Annotated in this window: 18 protein-coding genes; 2 read left to right on the top strand and 16 right to left on the bottom strand. The window is 46.2% G+C overall.

The window, feature by feature from the left end; genetic code table 11:
- Nucleotide 1: 1 nt before the first annotated feature.
- From AC58QG_RS17435 to AC58QG_RS17425, 3 genes are read right to left on the bottom strand one after another with little or no spacing between them, the layout of a single operon-like run.
- Nucleotides 2-1,528 (bottom strand): type 2 periplasmic-binding domain-containing protein, encoded by a 1,527-nt coding sequence (locus AC58QG_RS17435; RefSeq protein WP_497363381.1) that lies wholly within the window; start codon nt 1,526-1,528, stop codon nt 2-4.
- Nucleotides 1,529-1,568: 40 nt separating this feature from the next.
- Nucleotides 1,569-2,447: a carbohydrate ABC transporter permease gene (locus tag AC58QG_RS17430; RefSeq protein WP_497363380.1), complete on the bottom strand. Its 879-nt coding sequence runs from the start codon at nt 2,445-2,447 to the stop codon at nt 1,569-1,571.
- A gap of 25 nt (nt 2,448-2,472) precedes the next feature.
- Nucleotides 2,473-3,450: an ABC transporter permease gene (locus AC58QG_RS17425; protein WP_497363379.1), complete on the bottom strand. Its 978-nt coding sequence runs from the start codon at nt 3,448-3,450 to the stop codon at nt 2,473-2,475.
- Between the two features lie 259 nt (nt 3,451-3,709).
- Here AC58QG_RS17425 and AC58QG_RS17420 point away from each other — a divergent pair, with 259 nt between their 5' ends.
- Entirely contained in the window at nt 3,710-6,055 is a 2,346-nt protein-coding gene (locus AC58QG_RS17420) for an AraC family transcriptional regulator (protein ID WP_497363378.1), read from the top strand.
- Between the two features lie 71 nt (nt 6,056-6,126).
- Here AC58QG_RS17420 and AC58QG_RS17415 read toward each other — a convergent pair whose 3' ends face one another.
- The 9 genes from AC58QG_RS17415 to AC58QG_RS17375 form a co-directional block, all read right to left on the bottom strand.
- A complete protein-coding gene (locus tag AC58QG_RS17415) occupies nt 6,127-8,295 on the bottom strand; it encodes a CBM96 family carbohydrate-binding protein (protein ID WP_497363377.1) in 2,169 nt (722 codons plus the stop codon).
- A 273-nt stretch (nt 8,296-8,568) separates the two neighbouring features.
- On the bottom strand, nt 8,569-9,345 hold the full coding sequence (locus tag AC58QG_RS17410) for a ChbG/HpnK family deacetylase (protein WP_497363376.1): 777 nt from the start codon (nt 9,343-9,345) through the stop codon (nt 8,569-8,571).
- The gene (locus AC58QG_RS17405) at nt 9,338-11,734 is read right to left on the bottom strand and encodes an alpha-L-rhamnosidase-related protein (protein WP_497363375.1); all 2,397 of its coding nucleotides are present in this window, start codon (nt 11,732-11,734) and stop codon (nt 9,338-9,340) included. The genes AC58QG_RS17410 and AC58QG_RS17405 overlap by 8 nt, the downstream gene beginning before the upstream one ends.
- A gap of 19 nt (nt 11,735-11,753) precedes the next feature.
- Entirely contained in the window at nt 11,754-12,950 is a 1,197-nt protein-coding gene (locus AC58QG_RS17400) for an MFS transporter (RefSeq protein WP_497363374.1), read from the bottom strand.
- A 44-nt stretch (nt 12,951-12,994) separates the two neighbouring features.
- On the bottom strand, nt 12,995-14,095 hold the full coding sequence (locus AC58QG_RS17395; protein ID WP_497363373.1) for a Gfo/Idh/MocA family protein: 1,101 nt from the start codon (nt 14,093-14,095) through the stop codon (nt 12,995-12,997).
- Between the two features lie 21 nt (nt 14,096-14,116).
- Nucleotides 14,117-14,887: a sugar phosphate isomerase/epimerase family protein gene (locus tag AC58QG_RS17390; RefSeq protein ID WP_497363372.1), complete on the bottom strand. Its 771-nt coding sequence runs from the start codon at nt 14,885-14,887 to the stop codon at nt 14,117-14,119.
- 40 nt (nt 14,888-14,927) lie between these two features.
- Complete coding sequence (locus AC58QG_RS17385; protein WP_497363371.1) at nt 14,928-15,812, bottom strand: carbohydrate ABC transporter permease; 885 nt, start codon at nt 15,810-15,812, stop codon at nt 14,928-14,930.
- A 17-nt stretch (nt 15,813-15,829) separates the two neighbouring features.
- The gene (locus AC58QG_RS17380) at nt 15,830-16,726 is read right to left on the bottom strand and encodes an ABC transporter permease (protein ID WP_497363370.1); all 897 of its coding nucleotides are present in this window, start codon (nt 16,724-16,726) and stop codon (nt 15,830-15,832) included.
- 84 nt (nt 16,727-16,810) lie between these two features.
- Nucleotides 16,811-18,307, bottom strand: coding sequence for an extracellular solute-binding protein (locus tag AC58QG_RS17375; protein WP_497363369.1), 1,497 nt, complete (start codon nt 18,305-18,307; stop codon nt 16,811-16,813).
- Nucleotides 18,308-18,326: 19 nt separating this feature from the next.
- Here AC58QG_RS17375 and AC58QG_RS17370 point away from each other — a divergent pair, with 19 nt between their 5' ends.
- Nucleotides 18,327-18,476 (top strand): hypothetical protein, encoded by a 150-nt coding sequence (locus AC58QG_RS17370; protein ID WP_497363368.1) that lies wholly within the window; start codon nt 18,327-18,329, stop codon nt 18,474-18,476.
- 202 nt (nt 18,477-18,678) lie between these two features.
- Here the strand turns inward: AC58QG_RS17370 and AC58QG_RS17365 are convergent, their stop codons facing one another.
- The 4 genes from AC58QG_RS17365 to AC58QG_RS17350 all read right to left on the bottom strand — a co-directional run bounded on the left by AC58QG_RS17365 (nt 18,679) and on the right by AC58QG_RS17350 (nt 25,318).
- Nucleotides 18,679-20,340 (bottom strand): extracellular solute-binding protein, encoded by a 1,662-nt coding sequence (locus AC58QG_RS17365; RefSeq protein ID WP_497363367.1) that lies wholly within the window; start codon nt 20,338-20,340, stop codon nt 18,679-18,681.
- A 127-nt stretch (nt 20,341-20,467) separates the two neighbouring features.
- Entirely contained in the window at nt 20,468-22,126 is a 1,659-nt protein-coding gene (locus AC58QG_RS17360; protein ID WP_497363366.1) for a response regulator transcription factor, read from the bottom strand.
- A gap of 3 nt (nt 22,127-22,129) precedes the next feature.
- Complete coding sequence (locus AC58QG_RS17355) at nt 22,130-23,878, bottom strand: sensor histidine kinase (RefSeq protein ID WP_497363365.1); 1,749 nt, start codon at nt 23,876-23,878, stop codon at nt 22,130-22,132.
- Nucleotides 23,879-23,899: 21 nt separating this feature from the next.
- Complete coding sequence (locus AC58QG_RS17350) at nt 23,900-25,318, bottom strand: sulfatase family protein (RefSeq protein WP_497363364.1); 1,419 nt, start codon at nt 25,316-25,318, stop codon at nt 23,900-23,902.
- Between the last annotated feature and the right edge of the window lie 78 nt (nt 25,319-25,396).

Genomic DNA, 25,396 nt, shown 5'->3' with positions numbered 1-25,396 from the left:
CTTACTTTTTACCCATTCTGACTTTGTAAGCTTCGTTAATCTCTGTCTCGATTTTCTTAAAGTTAGCGTCGTTTTTCAGCTGATCGATATACGTATCCCAAGCTCCAATTTGCTCTTTGCCCATAATGATTTTCACTTTCAGAGCAATCAGTTTTTTGGTATAGTCGGCTCCCAGTTTCTCATCCGTTACCGAGTACAACCCTTTACCGTAATCTGGGATACTTACTTTAGCGCGCTCATCAATAATTTTCTTGTTGCGTTCAAAGGTTACGGCATCCATACCGACACGGTATGCTCGGAAATATTTATCGTAGCTTTGATAAATTTGTCCAAAGGTTTGGGAAGAGACCACATCTTTCGTTGCTTGCGGTGTCGCGATTTTAATCCCATTTTCATCTTTGAAATGGATGTCCTTGATGCCATAGTTACCCAGTGTCGAGCCTTCGTCCGAAGCACCGTAATCCATGAACTTCAAAATTTTCTTCAGCTTTGCTTCAGGAACCGTTTTCGGAATCGCGTACATGCCGAAGAATCCTGCATCTCGAAAGGTCACTCCGTTAAGCGAGATCAGCGGCAACGTATCTGCTTCTTTGATGCCCAATTTTCTTAGGTCTTCTACATCCGGCCATGCCGCCTCAGGTGGCCCATAATACATACCGCCTTTGTTGGATTTCATCATAGACGAAGCCTGTGCCGATTTTAACACAGCGAAATCTTGTGGAATCAACTTCTCGTTGTACGCTTTATTCAACCAGACAAGCGCCTCGCGGGTTCCAGGCAGAATGTTCTTATTGATCAGCTTTCCGTCTACCATCGCATACTCGCCGTTTGCTTTATTGAATATGTTTTCGACCCATGCCAGTGTGTTCATACTTGTTTCACTTGCGAGGCCGACCATTCCGACCGTATCTGCCTTCCCATTGCCATCCGGATCCTTTTCTACAAATGCTTTAAGCACCGTATAAACCTCATCCATGTTGGTTGGTGTTTTCAAACCAAGCTTATCCAGCCAATCTTTACGAACATAGGGGAAGCTGCCGCCTTCCGTTGGCCGTACACGAGGAATACCGAAATTTTTGCCATTAATTCGCGTGTAGATCCATGTATCTTCAGGGAATTTCATTAAATTCGGATAATCTTTCAAGAATGGTGTTACATCCCAAAAGGCACCTTGATTAACCATTGACGTAAACTGTGCTGAATTAATATTACTAATAAACATCAAGTCCGGAATGTCCCCGGATGCGAGCATCACGTTGGCCTTTTGCTCGGCTTCTGTGCTGATCCAAGAAATATTCAACTTCGTATTGCTGCGCTTCTCTATTTCTTTCTTAATGACATTATCCTCGCCGGGAGGCTCAGAGCCAAAGAACGTCGTGAAGATGCTAATATCTGTCGGCGTCAAGTCCTCTGCTTTAGCAGTAGTTGAACCTTCTTTAGCTGAGTCCCCACATGCTGTAAGTAACGTCGATAATACGAGAGTAGGGGCCAACATGGCTAGCATAGTTTTTTTCATTTTCACTTTCATTTAATAACCACCTCTATATCTAATTTGGTTTACTGCAATTTCATTCCTTTACTGAACCCACCATAGCACCTTTGGCGAAATGCTTCTGCAAGAAAGGGTAAACGAGCATAATCGGCAATGTCGCTATGACGACTGCAGCCATCTTCAGTGTCTCCGCCGGAAGTCTAACCTCCTGCATCGCTGCTTGTCCCATTTCACCGCCACCGGCTGTCGACGGATCAAGCAGCATATTACGTAAGAGTACTTGCAAGGGCAGCTTTTTAAAATCGCTGATGTACATGACGGCATTGAAATAGGTGTTCCAATAATGAACCGCATAGAACAAACCGAATGCTGCCAATGCAGGTAAAGAAAGCGGAAGTATGATGCGCCACCAGACACCGATGTCTGTACTTCCATCAATGATTGCAGCCTCTTCAAGAGACACGGGAATGCTGTCAAAGAAGCCCTTCATTAATAGCACATACCAGCCACTTGTCAAACTTGGAATGATAAGAGACCAAATACTGTTAATGAGTCCAAGCTCCCGAACTAATAAATATTGCGGAATTAATCCTGGGCTAAAAATCATCGTAATAAGAATCATAAGCATGATCCATCTACGTCCCATTAACCTTTTCCGTGACAGTCCATAGGCCATTGCAGATGTGATAATGAGCGACATGATGGTACCCACAATGGCTAGAAAGCCACTGACACTTAGCGCTCGCGGAAACGCTTTCGTAGAAAGCAAGTATTGGTAAGATTTAAAGCTCCACTCTGTTGGGAATAGAATTAGACCGCCTCTATAATATTCGGTTGGTTCTGTAAAGGACAGGACGAATACGTAGTAGATGGGAAACAGGCAAACGAGTCCAATGAGTCCAAGAATAACAATGTTTACGTTATCAAATATTTTATCACCCAAACTTCGTTTCATACAGGTATCCTCCTTTCTGGTAGACTCAGTAAACGCCCTCTTCGCCAGCCTTTTTAGCTATTTTATTAGCAAGAATTACAAGGATTAGCCCTACAATTGATTTAAAAAGTCCGATGGCTGTACTATAGCTAAACTGTCCATGCTGGACACCCGCTCGATACACATACGTGTCAAATACATCCGCTACTGTGTTAACCGCTCCATTCATCATCAGGTAGATATGCTCGAAGCCGACATCCATAATATCACCTAATCGGATAATTAACAGGATCACAATCACATTTTTAATGGCTGGCAGGGTAACATGCCACATTTGACGCACCCGATTGGCTCCATCCATTTTGGCAGCTTCATATAATTGAGGATCAACACCTGCAATCGCAGCCAGGAAGATAATTGTGCCCCAGCCGCATTCCTTCCAAATGGTTTGTCCAACAATTAATCCCCAGAAGATGTCTGGATTCGTGAGAAAGTCAAATTTGGCAAATCCCAAAGCATCCAGCACTTTATTTACAATTCCTTCCGACTGGGAAAGCATAAGAAATGTAATGCCTGAAATAATAACCCAGGATAGGAAGTGCGGTAAATATACAACGGATTGTATGATCTTCTTGTAAGGCGCATGACGAAGTTCATTTAATAAAAGGGAAAGCATAATGGGTAATGGGAAAAAGAAAAACAGCTTCAAAAACGAAATGGCCATGGTATTCCGAAATAATATCCAAAAATCAGCTGTCGAGAAGAAGCGCTCGAAGTGTTCGAAGCCCACCCATTTACTTTTCAGTACACCCATGTACGGTGTGTAATCCTGAAAGGCAACGATGATCCCATACATGGGTACATATTTAAACACGATGAAATAAAGAAGACCAGGTAATACGAGTAGATACAAATATTTATCGCGCCGCAAATGCTGCCAGAACAATGACTTCTTCCTACGCTTGGGTTCCTGTCGTGTAGTAGAAAACCAAGTAGAAAGCCTTTGATCAGTAGATTGACTCACTGTTGCTTGCCTCCTTTTCTATAAATTTTTCTAGCTGAACTCAGCGTAATGGCATACGAAATTTCCAACAACCCGATTTTTTTGCATGCATTTTATAGACCAATTCGATCAAACTGTCTGGTCTATAGTACTTTTTTGCATTAACACTTTTTTGCTGGGAGCATTTAAATATTGACTCCCTCTTCCCTGTGCTAGATACTTAAACTATCACCTAAGTTAAGATTTTTTTGCAAACTTATTTCCCAAATAAGGAGAACATATGCAAAACCACGGCACGAAAAAAAGTGTTCGATTTCACAGTTCTTTATATCGAAGAAGCTTGCTTCTTGTTCTATTGATTACCTGCTTGCCCACGCTGCTCATCGGTATTGGCATTTATTATTTTGGTGTTTCTCGCATTGAGAAGGAAGTTAATCATACCAACCAAATGCAGGTCACCCAAGCAACCAAAATATTAGACACCTATTTTGCACAAATGGAAACCCTTACAGTTAAATGGGCCTTCAATCCCGCCTTTGACATCAACCTTAATCAATCTAATATTAATCATGGATATGAAGACGTCTGGGAGCTGTACAAGGCTCTTTCTACGATCAAGAGCTCTACCCCGATCATCGAGAAGGCTTATCTCTATCTATCGGATAACAGCATGCTGATCTCCAGTGAAGATGGTATTACTTCAATGGAAGGCACACAGAACCAAACTGTATTTGCTGCTGTCATGCAAGCAGGACAAAGCTTGTTTTGGACGGATAAGTTACCTCCACTCTCTGGACATGGGTTAGGTGTCGCTCTCATACAGAAGCTGCCACGCACTTCTGGAAAACCGGATGGTTCACTAATCATCTATTTAGATCAAAATAAGCTCGCCGAACTCATGAAAGGTGTCAGTAGTGAGAATCAAGTCGATTCCTTTCTCTATCATCAAGCAGGAGATTGGGTCTTATCCCTCAACAATGGTAAATGGGCTGATTCCAATCCCAAACAAAAGACCTTGTTGCTCAAAGCTCTACAAGATCAAAAAAATATGGATGCTTTTACATTTCGTACAAATGGTGAAAGCTACTCCTTATCGTATGAGAAGTTTAGCAGAACCAATTCACCATGGATCTACGTGACAGCCACTTCACTTTCGCAGTTAACGAAGCCAGTAACCTACCTTTACCGACTCATTTTAGGTGTCAGTCTCATTGCTTTAATACTGGCAGCCATTCTATCCTTGCTTGCTTCTCGGCAGCTATATGAACCAATCCTAAGGCTTGTAAGAGTATTCGGAGGCGTGCTCGGTCCGACACCTGACCATCACGACGAAGTCGTTGTGATTGAGAACCGTTGGCGACATTTGACAGCTGAATCGCAATCCCTGAAAAAGCGCATTGACGAGCAGCTTCCGTATTTACGAGAAGGCTTTCTGCTCCAATTACTGCAGGGTCATTTATATGCATTATCCGAGAAACAGCTTCAGGACCGCATGATTGGATTAGGCTGGCATCCAGAAGACAAACGTTACAACGTTCTTCTTATTCGTTTGCTAGGCTTGACCGAGAACAACCGCTTCCGAGAAGGGGACGAGCATCTTGTTTCGTTCTCCGCGTCCAACATTATCATCGAGCTGTTTGAACATAGAGCAGGCTTGGAAGGCTGTGTTATCAACTTTCAAAACATGACTGTCGGCTTGCTCGTGCTCGTACCAGAGGAATGGGAGTCCGTACAGCTTCGGGGCGAACTCTATCGTTTAGCCGAAGAAATCAAAATAAAGATGACGCAATTACTTAAGTTGAATGTCACACAAGTGATTGGAAAATCAACATTATCCGCTCAGGAGATCCCCGAAGCATTCGAAGACGCTCAATATGCGCTGGGGTACAGGGATCTGAACGATATGAATCAAATCATCGACATGGAAGATATTCTTCCTCCTACGAGACCAGGCTTCACTTACCCATTTGATATCGAAAAAGAATTATTGCATGTCATTCGAATCGGTGATGCAAGTGAAACAGAAAGATTAATGACAAGCTTTGTTCAACATTTGGAGGATGAGGGTAAGGAAATCTATGTTCGTCAAGGTATGATGCAGTTTCTTGGCATTTTGTTTCATGCGCTTCAAAAGTGGGGGTACGGTTCCCATGAGATCAATGGTCTTTATGAGCAATGGGATCAGCTTCGAGAAACCAAAGTGATGCAGAAATGGATCGTCACCACCATCATCCTCCCTTACTGGGAAGAAGTTGCTGAGATTCGCAGCACCCAAGAGAAGAAAATAGAATTCTCCGTTGACCGGGTTTTGAACTTGCTTCAGGAACAATATGCCAATGACAGCTTATCACTGGAATGGTGCTCTGATGCGATCGGCGTTAACCCTTACACGTTAAGCAAAGCATTTAAGCAGCAGACTGGCGTTAATTTCATTGATTATTTAACCGATTTGCGTTTGGATAAATCCCGGCAGCTGTTAACAGATACCGATATGAAAATTAATGATGTCGCTTGTCAGGTTGGCTATCAGCCGTCCTATTTCAATCGTATTTTCAAAAAGCGGGAAGGCATAACGCCGAGTCAGTATCGCAAGCGTCTAGAATCAAATGGATTATTGAATAGTTAATAAGCTCCTACTAAGCAGATGCTTCTGCTTAGTAGGAGCTCTTTTTTGTTAATCTTCGTCAGAAATGCTAACTAGTACCACAACTCCAAATAAGGTCTGCCTGAGCTTGCTTCGCTTGTATTCAATAATGCATGTCTGGCATCATCTGCATCATCTCCGCTGAATCGACTCTCTCTAATCAGAGCGAAGCTTACAGCGCTGTCTGGTTGCTTCTTGATGAAATCCGTGACATCCATTCGAGCAATTTGATCAATATTATCTACAGTTAGATGCCCCACTGGAAATGCACTCGAACCAACACCCGTAATTTGAGAAGAGCCTGGATCTAAATTAGGTGCATTGTTCCATGTAATTGAGGATTCGCTCCAGCTGTCATTCGATAAGCCATATACGTGAAAACTTAGATCTGCGGAATCAATGGCATTTTTCCCAGATACCCTGAGAATCGCACGCTTAACGCCGGAAAGGTTAATTCCTGTTGTATTAAATTTGACATAACTAACGCGATTGTTCGTCGCTGCATTCGAATCTCTCTTGACTCGCATGACGGTATCGCTGCCAAAATTAGTGTTAGCAGCCGTTCCTCCTTGCACCTGCGCATCTTCAAAAGCTGTCAGTTTGTTCTCTGTCAGCACAGGCCCTTTCGGAATCGTAATCAACCAAACACTTTGCTTCGGTTGCGTTAAAGTGAACATTCTAGAAACTGGCATATTAACCAATTGGGTAACTTCGCCTGTATGATTCTGACTTACCTCTTCTACTGACATGACTGTGTCTGTATAGATACCCAAGCCATTCAAATTAAATGTCACATCGTAATTGTTCGTTGCATTTGGGTTGATAGCTAGCATGTAATAATTCCCTGAGATGGGATCATATGACGTATATGCTGCATAATCACTGTAGGCAGAATTCGAAATCGTTTTATACCGGTCACGCGCATCTTTGAACCCTTTGGCAGCTAAGCGGACGACTTCTGCCGATTTCTTCACACCTCCGATATTATAGGGAGCTGTATTGGACACATAATTGAACCCTGTCCCCTGATACCCATACGTATCCGAATACGTGTTACTAAATTTAAATGCAAGTAACCCCTTGGCACCCGCCAAGATCGATTTACCATAAATGAGTCCTAGATCAGCAGCTGTTTGCGCGTTTTCCAAATTATAACTAGGATTCGCAGTAAACGTACTCGTATTGTAACGATTAAACTCTGTATAGTAGATTGGAAGCGCAATGCCTGTCGGCGAGAACTGCTGCATTTTCGTATTTATCATATTGATCTCATTGTAAAAGTCATTGCCCACATTTCCGTACTTATGCGTCCCAAAGATATTGAAGATATCGTAGTTGACCGTGTTTCCTTTGTAATCTTTGCGGATATTCATCATCGCCTTCTGACCCCACCCATAGGTGTCATCACGGGTATCCGAATCTGGATCGGCTACCATGTGATAGTCGCCTGTCGAGCTTTGGGCATGAGTAAGTACAGGAGCGCTGATCTGTGGCGTTAAACTTTTTCCGTAGCTTGCATTTACGTCAGCCAAGGCAGATCGAATGGCATCCGAACCGAATTGGAGCATCGTAATATACGTATCTTGACTTACCGTGATATTGTCACCATGATCAGGCTCGTTGAACATTTCGTACATTTGTATGTCGTATGTTTTGGCGAGATAATAGGCCATAGCATAGTCATATTGCCAGAGCTCCCAGCGATCCTGCCAATTCCCTGAACCGGTCCACATATTCGGATGAAGCACAACCATCGTGGCAATATTACGCTGCTTCAGTTCATCAAGCGCATAATTCAAGTTTGTTTTATTCCGTCCTGCTTGGATATAGTTTGCGAAGCGATCGTAAAAATAGGTCCAATTTATGTAGGTTGCGCTCAATGGATTGGCACGTAAAGCAGCTTTGCGAGACTCGAAAGAAGTGAGATCCGTTACACCATCGCCATAAGGAGCAATGTCATCAACGGGCTCATACTCATTCATCGGTGCCCAGACCCGAAAGGAATTCACACCCGAATAATCCACCCAAGCGGACGTATTACTTCCCGGGAAATAATGGCCTTGATTATAGCCGATATGCAATGGCGTTTTTCCTGCAACTTCGTTGGAGACAGTCACCTCAGCGCCTGCTGCGTGGGCAGTTAAACCTCCCACACCTACAGAGCCAGCCAGACCACCGACGAACACACAGACAGATAATAGTGCTTTCATTTTTCTCGACATGCCAATTCATCCTCCTCGTGATTTGAAATAAACGCCACAGTACCGAGTCACACCCCCTATATAATGTTAGCGCTTTCATTTACATTGTATAAATATTCATGCGATTTCTGAAAGTACTAATTTTGTCTTTTCTGATAATAATTTTACCTATTCCTCATTCGCTCATCCCGAATCAATAACAACAAACAACAGAAAAACCGCTAATGCCAACATGAGATCATTTCATGTCGGATCAGCGGTTCAAATACCATGATAGTTCGGTGTAATCAAAGGTTAGAGAAATTTATCCAGCTCGTCATATCGGATAGGCTGAATGCCATGCTCAGTACAGTAGTCCATAATACGTTGATTCAGAAACATCTCCCGCTCCCATTTACGATCAAAGGCAACTTTCTCCCAAGAAGATTGTTGGTTGCCGAGCAGCCGCATATCTTCATAGGTGAAGGCAGGATGACCAACCCATGTGTAGCAACCGGATTCGACTACCCTCAGAGACTCTATCAGGTTGTCTATTCTATCGGTTCCTTTCCAATGCTTGGGCAAGCGACGGTCCATCCAGCGAAAATAAATCAATTCATTTTTGCGGCACCAGGCATCCAACGCTTCAATGAAGCCTTCAATGACAAGTCCGAATTGCATATGCTCATCAACATACGAAATGTGAAAACCTAGCTCTCGAAGTCTGTCATACTGCGCCTGCACTTCCGATATGGCTTCATCTACGCTTGGATGATTTTCTTTCAGTAAGGCTGTCGTTGGGTAAAAATAACCGTTGCTGTCGATAAGCGAGGTCACCTTCTCTTTGGACTGGATCGCGCCCCATTTCAATCGATCCCACTCCGAATTGAAAGTCAAATGCAGACCGAAGCAGATTTCGCTATGTCCTTCAAACAGATTGGCTGCTTCTCCTATAGCAGGTCCATTAGCCATGAGTGAAACGTTTTTCACAATTCCTTTTTGACATACCTCAAGGAGCGCTTCGTTCGTAGATCGATTAAGACCACAATCATCCCCACGTATAATCAAATAAACCTGTTTCTGCTTATTCATCAATCTTGCACCAAATTTCATAGGAGTGACAATCCGCAACTGCTACTTCAGTTCCGTCAGGAAGTCTGAGCTCGACAGGTATACCCAGGGGTGCTGACAGGGTGATTCGGAAATGGTTGCCGTCTTCGATGGACCATTCCACATGTACAGGACCTTTCACAGTCGGAAGCGTCCCCTTCGCCCAAGTCAAACCCTTAATTTGAGGCGCGACTCGGATTTTGGTGAAGCCTGGCTCCAGTGGCTGGACGCCCAACACCATCATTGGGAATTCAGACAGTGGCAATGCGCTCCAAGCATGGCAATCGCTTCGCGGAGATTTGTGATCGACTTCTGGAAATGTCGTCAAATGCTGTCCAATGAAGACTCTCCAACGATCCCATTGCTGGTGGGCATGCTGATACAATCCGGTCATTTCTAAAGCTCTAAATAATTGAAATGACATTGGCGTGGATACCTTGTCTAGCGTTTTGTCATCCAGCATGCGAAGCAGCAGTTCCCGTGCTTCTCCGCCTTTGACCGCACCCGATAAGACTGCCCAAATCTGTACATGCTGGCTGGTCCTATCCATATGCGGTATATCGACAAAGATCTTACGATCTTGCGACCAGCAAACCGTGCGAACCGCCTCATTAACTCGCTCTTGCTTTTCAAGGCATTCCCGTGACGCATCTCGCCAACCCGTCCACTCAAATAGCTTTGCCGCTCTTTCCAGCGCTGCAGCGTACATGAGACTTAGGATCGTTAGAGGCGGGTTTTCTCTACCTGCCGGGGAGCCGGAGGTCCAATCATGCACATTATCGATGTAAGCCCAGTACTTGTCTGGCGTTGCCCCGACGAGTCCCTCAGGTGTCAGCAAATTGTCGAACCACTGCAGCAGGTCAGACATCGTTGCACGATAAGATCTAATTAGCTCCACATCTCCAAATTGCATATAGTGCTCATACAGCATATGTATCCAATAGAGCGAGAAGGACGGAATCACGCGTGGCTCTGTTGATGGATACCGACATTGCAGCATCCCCGAAGGCAATCTTGAGCTATGGAAGTCGAATATCGCGCGCCTTGCCAGTCGATCGTCCGTTGAGAGTTGATAGGTAAACATCATCTGCAACCTGGTGTCCATGATATACTGCAACTGCTCGTAATAAGGACAATCCTCATAGGTCTCGTGTATGCACCTTTGAAGTGTATTGATACTTATATCCCATATTTGATTCAGCTCCGGATCAGAGCAGGAAAAAGCTCCTTCGATCTCAAGCGGGTACCCCGTATCCCTGAACTGAAATTTGGTCACACATATTGGCGATTCTCCTGCATTCACTTCCAGACGGACGAAACGGGCCGTGCGGAATGTAAACGGCTCATAGACTTCAGGACTTTGCTCCGTTCCGACACCAGCTATGGAATATTGATCGTATTCCCCGAGCAGACAGCCGCCTTCAGCTTGGTCGCGTACTCCTTTTCCCCGATTTCCTGTGTTCGAAGATATCGGTTCATAGCATTCCGCACAAAGCAGACGAATGAGGCTTCCGGGTCCTCCAGTCATGGAAAGCTGAAGATAGCCGGTTGCCAGCATACCTACATCGAATTCCGCCCATACCTTGCTTCCAGCCGGCACGGTTAAGACTTCCGAACCTTCAATCAGCCGTTGCACTTCCCCTACTTCTAGCCCTTCAGCTCGTACAACCTTTGACCAACTGGTTTCCCTCTCGTATAGCGGCGGAATCGGCCTCGCTTTCAAATTCCACGGTAAGAACAGACCCCAATTGTCTCGTGTAGCCATGAAGGCTACAGCTGATTGCCATTCGCGGTCATCGTAAGCAATCTGCTGCCAGCCGTGTGGAACAGACTGGCCTTCCACTTGCTCCAACCCCCCTAGCCAGGAAGTTACCTTGGTAGGTTGAAGATGGAAGCCTTGGTCTTCCCTACATTTCCATTGGTCATCGGAATGCAGGGAATCCATGATCGTTCCATCCTTCTTTACCAAGGCCCCATCTAACCAGAAGCCTCCTAACTCAGCTCGGGTTACAGACATTGGACCGGCTTTGCCCTCGCTAAGCCACGGGGAAGCATACAAATAATGCAGCACCTTCGCCGCTAGCACATTCTTTCCCGATTTTAGCAAATTGGTAAGATCCACGGTTTCATAATAATGATTCCAATTATCCCCTTTACATGGACCGACGGAGACCGACTCTCCATTCAAATAAAGACGATACCGGCTATCCGCAGAGACATGTACCACAAGTCTAGCATCTGCTGAATCCTCAACCTCGAATTCCCGCCGAAAGTAGACGAGTTCGTGCTGTCTCTTTGAACGGTTTCGTTCCATGCCATCAGCCCAGATCCACATGCCCTGCCAACGTTTACTTTCTTCCAAATAAGCCATGGTGTTGTCTACCTCCTCATTAGTGTGGATTCAGCAAATTGCGCCGCTCCCGTCGATGCATAATAGCCATGTACCCGAAAATTAGGGCCGCAAGGAGGGCTAATAACGAACCTAATGTGTATAGTGTATGGAAATTAAACCGATCCACAATCCAGCCACCGCCATTGCTGGATATTAGGCTCGCCAAATTGACTGAAATAATGGCAAACATCGTTTGTCCCGTCGTTTTAAGTCCATCTGGCGTCATCTCATAAATGAAAGTGATGCCAGCCGCTGTGTACAGTCCAAACGTTATGCCGTGCAGTACTTGATTTATAAGCAGCAAACCGAATGTCGGCTCCATTGACATCACGAACCAGCGCAGCGCAGCTGCGAGTGCGCACAAGGCAAGAATGTTGAAAAAACCAAATCGTTTAAGCAAGTACCCCGATAAAATCAAGAAGGGCAATTCACTGATTGCCGAAACCGTATTAAGCAGGCCGATGTTCTGTGCCACTTCGCCCCCCAGATTGCTGACAAGCATAGGGAAAAATACACTGTAAAAGTTGCTGGCGATGCCGAGTAGAAACGCACAAACGAGAAATAAAATAAAATTGCGATTACCCATCAACTGCCGAAATCCGGATGCCATCGCTTTCGACTTCGGTGTGCCGGAGCTTACCGGCTTGACGAGCAGCAGCGCAGCGAACGAAAGCGCCATCGTGAGCATATGGACGACAAACATCGTATTGATGCCAAACTTGTTGTACAAAATGCCTAATGGCGTCACCGCAATCGCAAAGCTGATTGATCCCAACACCCGGATGTTTCCGTAGCTTTGACCGTGCGCTTTGGCATGGCCTACCGTCAGCTGCTCCATATTCGGTCTTACGACGGAGAACAAAAAGGTGTATACGGCGGACACCATGATATACAAGTAAAACCTATCTCCAGCCAGCAGGTAACAGAATGCAACTAGGGGAGTCAGTAAAAGACTCGTCAAGACTAGTCGCATGCCGATATCGTAACGGTCGCTTAGCAGCCCCCATACAGGCTGAGCCGCAAGTCCAATCAACGGTCCTAGTGAATACAGAAGACCGATTTGACTGTTACTCAGCCCCTGTTGGGAGAACCAATAGCTCAAAAATGGCTGGTAAGAAGAAACCGCCATATAGTACAGCAATATAAAGAGGTGCATGGAATACTTAGTAAGATTGGTGTTCATCGACACCGACATAGACGCGGGCACCGGTGCTGTTTGCTTTTCAAGTTTGGAGGCCATTAAATATGAATCATTGTAGATGTGGATTCAGCCATGATTTCGTCCGCTGTAACTTCTCTGCCTAGTCGGTCGGACATGTAAATCCCTTCACTGATCAGCATCGTCTGCAACGCGAGCTGCGCCGTCGGAAGCAGCGGCACGCGCCCTTGTAACGCTGCAATCCAGTGATTTTGAGAGGAATCGTAAGCATCCTCATTCTCGAACAGCTTATGTCGGCGGAAATCCATCGCGTCCAGCTTCACAGTAGAATCGATTTCCATATCGCTGATGGTCGTATGATAGCTGAACGGAGCCAACCGAATTCCGCCCTGAGAACCAACAATGCTGCTGCCCTCGAATTCGTTCATATGAATCGCCCAAGCCTCGATAATATCCAGCGATGCGCCACCAGCGAATTTCACGAAACCAAGCCCGAGCTCTTCCACATTGTAGCCGCTCTCCTCGCGCCGTTTCGGATCCATGTCCGTTTCCTGATAAATTTTCCCGCTAACTCGCTCCACCTTTTGCTGATCAAGCAGATACAGCATTTGTGAAATATGGTAGATCCCCATATCGAACAATGCCCCACCGGCGGATTCCTGCTTACGTACGAACGTCGGCGTACCGTAACCGTCGACGTAAGGACGACCGCGACGACGATACCCTGTCGATCGCGCATGGTACAATCGCCCCAGCTTGCCGTCTTCGATGAGCAGCTTGGCTGCCTTCGTCTCCTTTGTGTACAGCTGTCCGAGCTGCACATGCAGCATGCGGCCGGTGTCCTCCGCAGCCTGAAGCATCTTGACGCCGTCTATGTAGGAGCCAGCAATCGGCTTCTCGCAGTAGACGTGCTTACCAGCTTCCAGTGCGGCTATTGTTACGGCCGCGTGGTAGTTATTATGGAGGCATACATCGACAGCATCTAGATCATCGCGTTCCAGCATTTTACGGAAATCGGTATACTTATGCGGGATTTGATTTGCCGCACAAACGCGATCCAGCTCCGCCTCATTAATATCACAGGCTGCGACGATTTCCGCATCTGCGATTTCTGCATATCTCTTCAAGTGTCCTTTGGCGATTTGTCCAACGCCGATCATGCCGATTCTCTTTTTCCCCATGGTAGTTGTACTCCTTTTCATTTATAGTTGCTTCGTTTTAAGCGCACGCTTTACGGATGAAAGCAGCCATTCCACTTCAGCATATTGATCCCCCGGTGCATTGTACTCTAAGCCTAAACAGCCCTTGTATTCAGCATCACGCAAAATACCGAGGCACTCCTCAAGTCGATTCGTCATATTGTTAGCATCTAAATGGGTATGCATAATGTACTTGGCAACTCTTCGGTCACCATTCTCGATATCGCTGCGCCAGCGGTTAAAGTGAAGCAAGATACCGTAAGCCGGATGGTCAACCGCTTCGGAGACCCGCTGCATGACATCTGGATACAGCTGAGCGCCGTAGTGATTTTCGGGACCTACCTTGAACCCAGCATTGTAAGCAAATTCGCTGTATTCCTTATATCCAGAAACAATACAATCAAACTGCTCTTCTGTTAGATCCGTCTGATCACGTACCCCAAAGTCCAAGCGCATCGTACGGGCTCCCAGATACTCTGCCGCTCGCAGATGGGCTAACGCATTACGTCGCAGCTCCTCCCGCTGTTCACGATCGTCGTGCCACAGATCCGCCCAGTCGACGCACAAGTTAACGAGCTTAAGCTCTTTCTCTTCAAGCGCCTCCTTGACCTTGCGCAGGTAATCCTCTTCTGTACTGGCCAGCATGCCGTTCCAAATGTCGGCCGTTTCCAGACCATATCGGTATTTGCACGACTCCAGATACCCGAATAAGTCGATCTTGCCTTCCTTTCTAAGTCCATTAAACGAATATGAAGCAATTGATATGTTTTTCATTAAAATCAGCCTCCTAAAGCTTATATAGTAGTTATATCTATTATCCTTTCACACTGCCCATGACAATCCCTTTGACGAAAAACCGCTGCAGGAACGGATATACCATCAGGATCGGCAGCACACCCAAGAAGATTTGAGACGTTTTTACCGTGCGTTCGGATAGCTCTTGCAGCAAGGTCAGATCTGTTGAAGTCATCATGTTCAGATCATTGCTCACGATAATCGTACGCAAGTAGCTCTGCAGCGGATAATTCGACGGCGAATTCATTAGAATGAGTCCGTCAAACCAGCTGTTCCATTGGGCAACAATCGTGAACAAGAAAATCGTGGCAAGCGCCGGCATGGAGAGCGGTACATAGATGCGCCATAGAGTCGTCCAGTGGCCCGCGCCGTCCATGAAGGCGGATTCTTCCAGTTCCTTGGGCAAGCCGCGATAGAAATTCAACAATAAAATGACGTTAAACACTGGAACGGCTCCTGGCAGTACCAATGCCCAAATGGAGTCTATTAATCCAAGCGATTTGATCGTCATATACCATGGAATCAAACCGCCATGAAATAGCATCGTCAATACCATGACCCACGCATAGCCAGTTCTCCAGCTAAATTTGTGTTTTTCTTTGGATAACGGATAGGCGGTAAGCACAGTAAGAAACATACTGATGGAAGTACCCAGCAACACACGTTTGAGCGAAACGCCTAGAGCAGTAAGAAATTCCGGTTTGTGCATGGCATACTTATATGCGCTCGTTGTAAACTGCACGGGCCAAAGCTTAACCAAGCCGCCTGTAGCTGCGGCACTTGAGCTGAACGAAACAGCCAGGACATGGATTAACGGCAAAATGCACAGAATCGACAGCCCAATGAGACTTACATAGTTGAACGCAACGAACAGTTTTCGGCCAATCCCTGGATTTTGAACCATTGTGCCACTCCCTTTTCTTAAAAGATCCGGTAACCGGCGAACCGGTTAGCCAACAGATAGGATATGGAGATAAGCAACAACGATACAACCGATTTGAACAAGCCAACTGCAGTTGCAACACTGTACTGCGCATCGATTAATCCGATCCGGTACACGAACGTGTCGATAATATCCCCGCTCTCATATACTTGTGGGCTATACAGATTAAATACTTGATCGAATCCAGCATTCAGCACGTTCCCCAGGCTAAGGAGCGTCATCAGCACAACTACCGGCATCATGCCTGGCAACGTAATATGAAGCGTCTGCTTCCAACGATTCGCCCCGTCCATAACTGCCGCCTCGTAGAGGGCCGGATTAATTCCCGTCAAAGCTGCCAAATACACAATTGTCCCAAAGCCGAAGTCTTTCCATGTGTCCGTTGTGACTAATACATAAGGAAACCAGTTGTTATTACCTAGAAAGTAAGTCGGTTCGAATCCGAACACGCCGCCGATTTGATTGACAATACCTTTCAAGGAAAGCACATCAATCAGAACACCGCCTAGAATGACCCAAGATAAGAAGTGAGGCAAATAGATGAGTGTTTGAACGCTGCGTTTGATTTTCTCTCCAGCCATCTCATTCAGCAATAACGCAACGGTAATCGGAGCGATAAGCCCAGCAATAATCTTCATGACAGCAATAAAGATGGTATTGTATACGATACTTAACGTATCCGGTAAATTGTACACGTAGAGGAAATTTTTGAATCCCACCCATTCCGAGCCAAACATGCCTCTCGCCGGCATAAATTTCTGGAAGGCGATGACAATTCCGACCATTGGCCAGTAACTAAAGACGATCAGGATGACTAGTGCAGGGAGAAGCATAAGATGAAGAGGCAGCTCGCTCCGCCATTTCTTAAGAATCATGACATCACCTTCCCATTGGAATACAGATAGAGCTGCAGAAGGACATACGCCTTTGGCCGCAGCTCTTCCTGTTGCCGTGCATAGTTATTTGGCGCCTTTTGCCCAGTCATTGACTTCTTTGGTCATCTCTGTCCCGCCAAGCTTCTTCCAGTCGTCAACAAACTTATCGAAAGTTTCGATCGGATCGCCCATAATAATCTTCGTAAACGACTCAATCTCCATTTTATCGAGGGTGGCTTTCTTCTCCCCCATCGTTTTCGTTGCTGCGCCAAAGAATTGATTCATCAGCGGCAATCCTTGCTTCTGGTATTGATTAAGAACTGAGAACGAACTATTCTCACCAAATACCCGAGCATGATTCCATTCTTTGTTATCGCCTTTCTTAAATGCATTGATCTTATCAACGGCTGTCTGCTGCTCTACAGTTAATTTGGATGTATCTCCTGACTTCAGATAAGCTGCAAGCGCGAGGTGATAATCCATATTTTTATTAGGGTTCGCGGCTCTGAACGCAGCATACTTGAATAATTCGAGCCCATCCTTGGAGGCAATAAAGTTAAGATAGTCTTGTTTTTCGCCCCAGCCCTTCTCGGTATACAAATTGATCATCTTCATGAGGGCTTCCGGATTTTTGGCGCCCTTCTTCACCGCATAGTAAGAGGAAACCGGATTCCCTACCGGAGGTCTAGCTGGCTTCGAATCCACAGAAACGATCGGAAACGCTTGCCAGTCCATCTTAGGATCCAGATCTTTTCCCTTCTGCAGCGGACTAATCGGATTCCACATGGAACCGTAATACAGTCCGATCTTACCTGCAACTGCATCCTCGCCCGCTTTGTTCCCGTCCTTCACGCCGAACTCTTTATCCATGAAACCAGCTTTGTACATCTCCTGCAGTTTGAGCAGCGCTGGCTTCATCTCCGGTTGAACGGAACCATACACTAGATTGCCGGATGCATCCTTCACCCAATTACCCATAAAAGCTTGGAAGCCGCTGAAGTAGCCGGCCAGACCCATAATGCCGCCTGCGCCGATCCCTTTATTGATACCCAGTCCGAACGTATCGTTTTTTCCATTTCCATCCGGATCCTGTTTCGTAAAGGCTTCCGCTATTTTATACACATCCTGCATCGTTTTCGGCTCTGGCAAATTCAGCTTCTTCAGCCAGTCTGTACGGACCCAGAGGAGTGAAGCACCGTCTATCGAAGAACCCGTACTCGGAATCGCCATCAGCTTCCCGTTGAATTTGGCTGAATTGAGCTGCTCCGGTCCTTCTCCTTCCATGAACTTCTTAGTGAGCGGTGTCACATACTTCGCATAAATATCCGTAAGATCAGCCACCATGCCAGCATCGACGAGCTGCTTCAGCTGAATGGCATTTACCGGAATAATGTCAGGAAGATCTCCTGAAGCGATCATGACATTCAATTTCTGTGTCGCATCATCATTCGTGGTAGCAATCCAGTTATTTTTCACCTTGATTCCCAGCTCATCTAAATAAGCTCGTACCCACACATTACTCTCAATCGTATCACTGCCTGCAAATTTGAAGCTCGCGTCTACGGTTCTGACCGTCGTCACTTCTATGGGAGTTGGATACTTGTCCAGAGGTCCAGAAGCTTGTGAAGATGGGCTTGCGGCAGGCACTGGACTTGAAGACGGTGTAGATGAAGAGCTGCAAGCCGAAGTAGCAAGCATGGCACTTAAAGCAAGAAAAGTAATTGCAGATTTCGTAGGTTTCATTGGTTAGCCTCCACTTTTTGATAGACAAATGATGTTTGTATTCCCCGTTATCAGCAACAACCGCTCCATATGGACTCGCAACTAGAGACATGCTGCTTCCTGTAACGTTGGTTACAATTTCATTATAAGGAAGCCATTATTTGCTTTATATACTAATAATTACACTTTTCTTGCATTAATTGCACAAGTTTATGAAGGGAGCTGTATGTTTATTTGACCAGCTTTGCCCAATCATTAACTTCTTTCGTCATGTCTGTTCCACCCAACTTCTTCCAGTCTTCAACAAACTTATCGAAAGTTTCAATCGGGTCACCCATAATAATCTTCGTAAACGTTTCTATTTCCATTTTGTCGAGCGTTGCTTTCTTCTCGCCCATCGTCTTCGTAGCCGCACCAAAGAATTGATTCATAAGCGGCAAGCTTTGCTTCTGATAGTGATTAAGAACGGCAAACGAACCACTCTCGCCAAATACGCGGTCTTGATTCCACTCTTTGTTATTGCCATTCTTAAACGCCTTGATCTTGTCGATGGTGATCTGCTGCTCAGCATTAAATTTGGTCGTACTTCCTGATTTGAGGCTGGAGACAACAGCTAAATGATTTTCCATATTTTTATTAGGGTTCACGATTCGGAACGCCGCATATTTAAATAATTCGATCCCATCACTGGAGGCAACATACTTGCTGTATTCCTGCTTTTCGCCCCAGCCCTTCTCCGCATACAAATTGATCATTTTCAGAAGGGCTTCTGGATTTTTGGCCCCCTTCTTTATGACATAGTAAGAGGAGGTCGGATTCACAACAGGAGGTCTAGCTTGCTTCGAATCTACAGAAACGATCGGATACGCCTGCCATTCCATCTTAGGATCCAGATCTTTCCCCTTCTGCAGCGGACTAATCGGATTCCACATCGAGCCATAATAGAGTCCGATCCTGCCTGCGACCGCATCCTCGCCTGTTTTGTTCCCATCTTTCACGCCGAATTCTTTATCGAGGAAGCCTGCTTTGTACATCTCCTGCAGCTTGAGCAGCGCCGGCTTCATCTCCGGTTGTACCGACCCATAAACCAAATTCCCGGAGGCATCCTTCACCCAATTCCCCATAAAGGCTTGGAAGCCACTAAAGTAGCCAGATAGCCCCATAATACCGCTTGCACCAATTCCTTTATTAATACCTAGACCAAATGTATCGTTCTTGCCGTTTCCATCCGGATCCTGCTTCGTGAAGGCTTCTGCAATTTTATAGACATCCTGCATCGTTTTCGGTTCAGTCAGATTCAGCTTCTTCAGCCAATCTGTACGAACCCATAGGAGAGGAGCACCGTCGATGGAGGAGCCTCCACTTGGAATCGCCATCAACTTCCCGTTGAACTTAGCCGAATTCAGCTGTTCAGGACCTTCTCCATCCAAAAACTTCTTGGTCAGAGGTGTCGCATACTTCGCATAAAGATCCGTTAGATCCTCCACCATGCCAGCGTCAACCAACTGCTTCAGCTGAATCGGCGTTACCCCAAAGAAGTCAGGAAGATCGCCTGAGGCGATCATGACATTCAATTTCTGCGTCGCGTCATCATTATTGGTGGCAATCCAGTTATATTTCACTTTAATTCCAAGATCATCCTGAAAGGCTTTGGCCCACACATTATTCTCAATGGTATCGCCGTTTGCGAATTTGACAGTCGCATCTACAACTCTGACTGTAGACACTTCGATTGGAGTTGTATACTTCTCCAATGGTCCAGACACCGGTACTGGTGACGAGCTAGATTTAGGCACGTCGCTGGAAGAAGGTGTAGGTGACGAACTGCAAGCAGATACAACTAACATGGCACTAAGTGCAATAAGCGAACTAGCAGATTTCATTGGTTTCATTAGGTGGCCTCCCTTTTTTTGAAAGAAAATAAAGCGTTTACATCCCCATTATAAGGAGGCCATATTTTGCTTGATATACGAATAATTGCACATTACTTGCACTATTTGCATAAGATTGCCTAATGCCTCAATTCTTGAGCATATCTCGATACTCCTGCGGAGTGTGCCCCAATCTTTTCTTGAAAACGCGGGCAAAATACGCCGGCGACTCAAATCCGATTTGCTTTGTAATCTCATGAATCTTCAGATTGGAATGCGCAATCAATACCTTGGCTTTACTCAGGCGCACGCCAATAATATAATCAGTCAAGCTACAGCCGGCAATCTGTTTGTACAGACGGGATAAGTAATAAGGATTGAGATACACAACTTCCGACAGTGCTGTCAGCGATAAATCTTGATCCAGATGCTCCTCGATGTAACGGTTCAAATGCTCCACAACCTGATGTGACTGCACATCCTTCTCGCATTTTTGAACATCCAGCATGCTTAAAGCAGTTGTAACCAAATGGCGGAAAGCATCTTGGCGCCCCGGATGAAGTTCGAAGCTGGTCAGTTTGCTGAGCTCCAACTCCGTTTGGCCTTCGCCGCCCCATTTATTCAGCTGTGATAAGAGCTGCGAAACGACAGCATAGTACACTTCCATGAAAAACTGCGTGTCCGCGTAGAAAGGTCCGAACAAGTGCATCAGATCCTGCATCAGCCGAACCCACTCCCCAGGTTCTCCATGTTCGAACAATAGCTCAGTTCCAGCCATGCGTTTCACCAGAACCCGAATTTCCTGTTTCTGCAGCTCGAACGAATCCGATTTGCCAACAAACGAATTCGAGTCATCAATGACCAGCGTTTCCTCGCCAAGACCCAGCCCACGGTTTAGTCGCATCCACAGTCGCTCGCAGCCGAGATGCAAGCTGCTCCAAGGCTGCAGAGTTAAAGAGGCAGCCAGCGATATTGGTAATTGGAGCAGCTGCTTACATGTCGATTGAATTAACTCCAAGGTGCCGTGCACGAACTGAATGTATCTGCTCTGCGCCTCTTCACCAGGGAATTCTCCCGCCTCTGCAGCCAGCTTGGACTGGATCAGCCATACAAAGCGACTGCGGTCCAGCTCAACCGCATATAGGTTGCAGGAAGCGAGAAACTCTTCCGCCACATTATGAATTGCGTACATCAACAGTGCTTTATCGGATGGGAGCATATCTTCCTTCCAGCGATCAACTCTGCCGGTTACGAGCATGACAGGCTCACTTGCACGCAAGCCAATAACCAGCTCGTCTAATGCATCCTGCCCTCTGTTGTAGGTTGAATAAGCACCCTCGCATAGCCCGAGCAAATATTCCCGTTGCAAGGCGGGGATTGCTCGCCGATATTGCTCTTGCGCCTTGATCACGAACTGCTGATTGGCACGGTAATCAGCCAAAGTGGCGACCACACGATGAACGCATGCTCTAATTTCTTCCGGAGGCTCTGTCTTGAGCATATAATCGACGCTGCCATTTCGCAGAGCTTCCTGTGCATACTCGAAGTCATTATAGCCGGTTAGAAAGATGACCCTGCAGTCAGGCCATCGCTCTATAATCCGCCGATGCAGCTCCAGTCCGTTAATACCCGGCATGCGAATATCGGTCATAACCACATCGACACGCATCCGGTTCAGCCACTCCAACGCCTCTGCGCCCGTATAAGCGCGAAGCAGCTCAAGCTCGAAATCTTCGATCTCGCTTAGAAGCCGATACATGCCGTCGACAAGAATCGGCTCGTCATCTACGATCAACAATCGATACATACGTTATCGCCCCTCCATCGGAATTCGGATCTCAACGCGAAGACCGCCTAGCTCGCTCCGAGAAAGCACCAGACCAGCTCCCTCTCCGAACTGAATACGAATTCGCCGATGAACATTGACAAGTCCCGTTGTTTCAATCGATTCTGATTCAACCTTCATTCGACGCCTAAGCTCCGCGAGAATCTCGTCAGAAAGCTCATCACCATTATCCTCAACACGGATATACAAGAAGTCTTCTTGCTGACCACACAAAATTCGGATGATACCATCCTTCACTTTGTTGTCCAAACCATGATTATAGGCATTCTCGATCAACGGTTGAATGATAAGTCTCGGCACATAGATCAATTCGAACGCATCCGGGGTTGGATCGAAATCTACCCGGATGCGGCGAGAGAACCGGAATGCCTGGATATCCGTAAAGGCACGTGCAAAACGCAGCTCGGCCTCCAACGTTACATCCCTCGAGCCATCGCGTGTAATAAACTTAAAATATTCGCCCAAATAGCGTGTAAATAGAGCCACGTTATCATACTCTTCATTCTGTGCCATATTAGAGAGCGTAAAGAAGCTGTTATATAAGAAGTGTGGATTGATCTGCGCCTGAAGCTGTCTGAACTCGGCATGCTGCGCACGGTATTTCTGCTCATACACTTCATGGATGAGGATCCTCAAATGTTTAACCATGCCATTAAACTGGATAAATAAATAGGAGAATTCATCCTTGAACCGGTATTTGACTTCCTGATTGAGATTACCCTGCTCTACAGTTCGAAATGCCTTAACCAGCGTCTTGAGCGGTCGATGGATCAGGCGGTAAATCATATAGGAGAAGAAGACAATCGAGACAAGCGATACTGCGGATTGAACCCAAAACCATGTGCGATACTTCTGCAGAGGCCCAAGCACGCTCGTCTCTGGTAAATACATCAAGAGTGTAGACCCCAAAGTCTTCGATTTCTCATACGCTACGAAATAACGGATTTCTCCAATTTGTAGAGACTCTGTATCGATTCCCGGTCGTTCCTCAGCGAAACGCTTATTCGCAAACCAATGTTCCATCTGTTCATCCAACTCGACATTTTTACTACTGGACATGCTCCATTTCCCATCATTATCCACCCATATCGCACCGCCGCCTGGCACATCCGTGAACTGTGAAAGTACGCTCATCAGCTTCTTCTGGTTCAACTCGATGCTTAGCAGAAACGATGGCTGCTGTACAGGAATCGCGTATTCCGGATAAGGAAAATTAATAAATAGTCGGTCATTCCATAGCGTAAATGGCGATTGTCGCTTGGATGGCACCGACAACGCCTGAAATTTATCTCGATTGATCTGAATGACGGATTGGTCAGAAGAAATCGCCCGATCCATGTCGGAGAAATAAATGCTCGCATCGCTGACATAGCTGCTTGATGCTTGTAACAGCATCATCTGCTTCTGTACCCTTAATAGCGTCCGCGTCCGCTCGAAATCTTCCATGACCTTCGACGCGACGCTAAGCTTCAAAACATCTTCATCCTGCAAGTATTCCTTGCTGAGCGTCATAATTTTGCTAAATTCAAGCTCCAACAGCTCCAGATAAAAATGAACACGGTTCGATGTCGATTTGGCGATTTCCTCACGTACAGTGTCCGATCCTGATTCGTTCATTTTCAAATTGACAAGGTAGAGCGGCGCAACGATCAATATGATAGATAAAACTAGCTTACTATACAGGGTTAAGTTGGGCTTCCGAACCTTCATCATGTCTTGAAGTCCCCTTGTCGTTTATTCTGAAATTCTTGGAAGTGGGAGCTTTCGACCTTTGATGAGCTGATTGTATACCCACATGTTCTTGACTGTTCGATCCTCATCCCTTAGCAGCAGCTCGTATAATCTCGCTCTAAATTCACTTAACATCGTTGTTAAACTGGCATCGTCAATCATGTTACGAAGCTCATCTGGGTCATTCTGCAGATCATATAGCTCATCGACGTCAGTTGGATTCCAAATATATTTCCATTCTTTCGTCCTTAGCATCCGCTGAATATAGAGTCCAAACTGCTGGCCATTATATGTCGAGACAACCTGCTCCGGCCAATCTTCTGGCGTCATCCCCTGCAAAAGAGGAAGGAGCGAGCGACCATGCAGCTTAACGTTCGGCAATGCCACACCTGCCGCTTCAAGCAGCGTGGGTACGAGATCAAGTAAATTGCAAACCATCGCATCGCAGAAACTCTCAGCTTGCACAACACCTGGCCAACGCACAATCATCGGCACTCGGACGATATCGTCGTACATCACACAATGCTTGTCGAACATCCTATGACTACCGCACATATCGCCGTGATCCGTCGTGTAGATGACAAGGGTATTATCTAATTCCCCACTTTCTTCAAGAGCTGCCAGGAGTTTACCGATCGCGTCATCTGTTTGGGTGATATGAGCATAATAATGCGCCACTATGGGTGCCCAATCCTCCCATGTGTACTGCTCCAGCTCCCAAGTTACAAGCTGCTGCCTCTGTATATAAGGCTTCCCTTCAAACGTTTCAGAGAAGCTTCGCCAAACAGGAATATCAGCAGGTACATATTGGTCCGCAAAAGCTTGGTTAGGTACATAGGGAGGATGAGGGTCTGTGAGATCAAACCGAATATGCCACGGCCCTGCCTGCTGTTGATAGGTCTTCATCACTCGAATCGTCTGCTCCGCAAGCCAATGTGTTCTCGAGTCCTCAATTGGAACAGTATCGACATAGCTCGGGAATGTATGCAGCAGCGGCTGGTCCGGATACTTGTCTTTTCGGAATTGATTATACATCTCTTCCCCAATGTAGGTGTCATACCCAAATGCCCGCGGATCGTGGTTCTGACTTACATGCCACTTGCCTATATATCCGTTGCGATACCCATTCTCAAGCAAATCGCGTGGCCAAACGTAGACATCGGGACTCAGATCTGGGATCTGTGGTCCTAAATTATAATTCCATAATGTGCCCAGCGATTCAGCTCGCCTTCCTGCCAGGAACGACTGGCGAGCAGGGCTGCATAAGGGAATAGGGGTAAATGCGTGTGTGAACCACATGCCCTGTTCAGCCAATTTATCCAGATGAGGGGTGTGCACAGGGTAGTCACGACTGTATCCCAAGCAGTCATACCGTTGTTGGTCTACCATAATAAGGAGGATATTAGGCTGCTTGTCAGTCATTCTACATTTCACTCCTATTCAAGTGTTGTTCCCTTCTTGCGTTAAACCAAAGAACCGCGCAATGCGCGGTTCTTTGTC

The sequence above is a fragment of the Paenibacillus sp. J22P169 genome, from assembly GCF_059691995.1.
The sequence above is the reverse complement of the archived record's forward strand: the minus strand, read 5'-3'. Positions and strand labels throughout refer to the sequence as shown.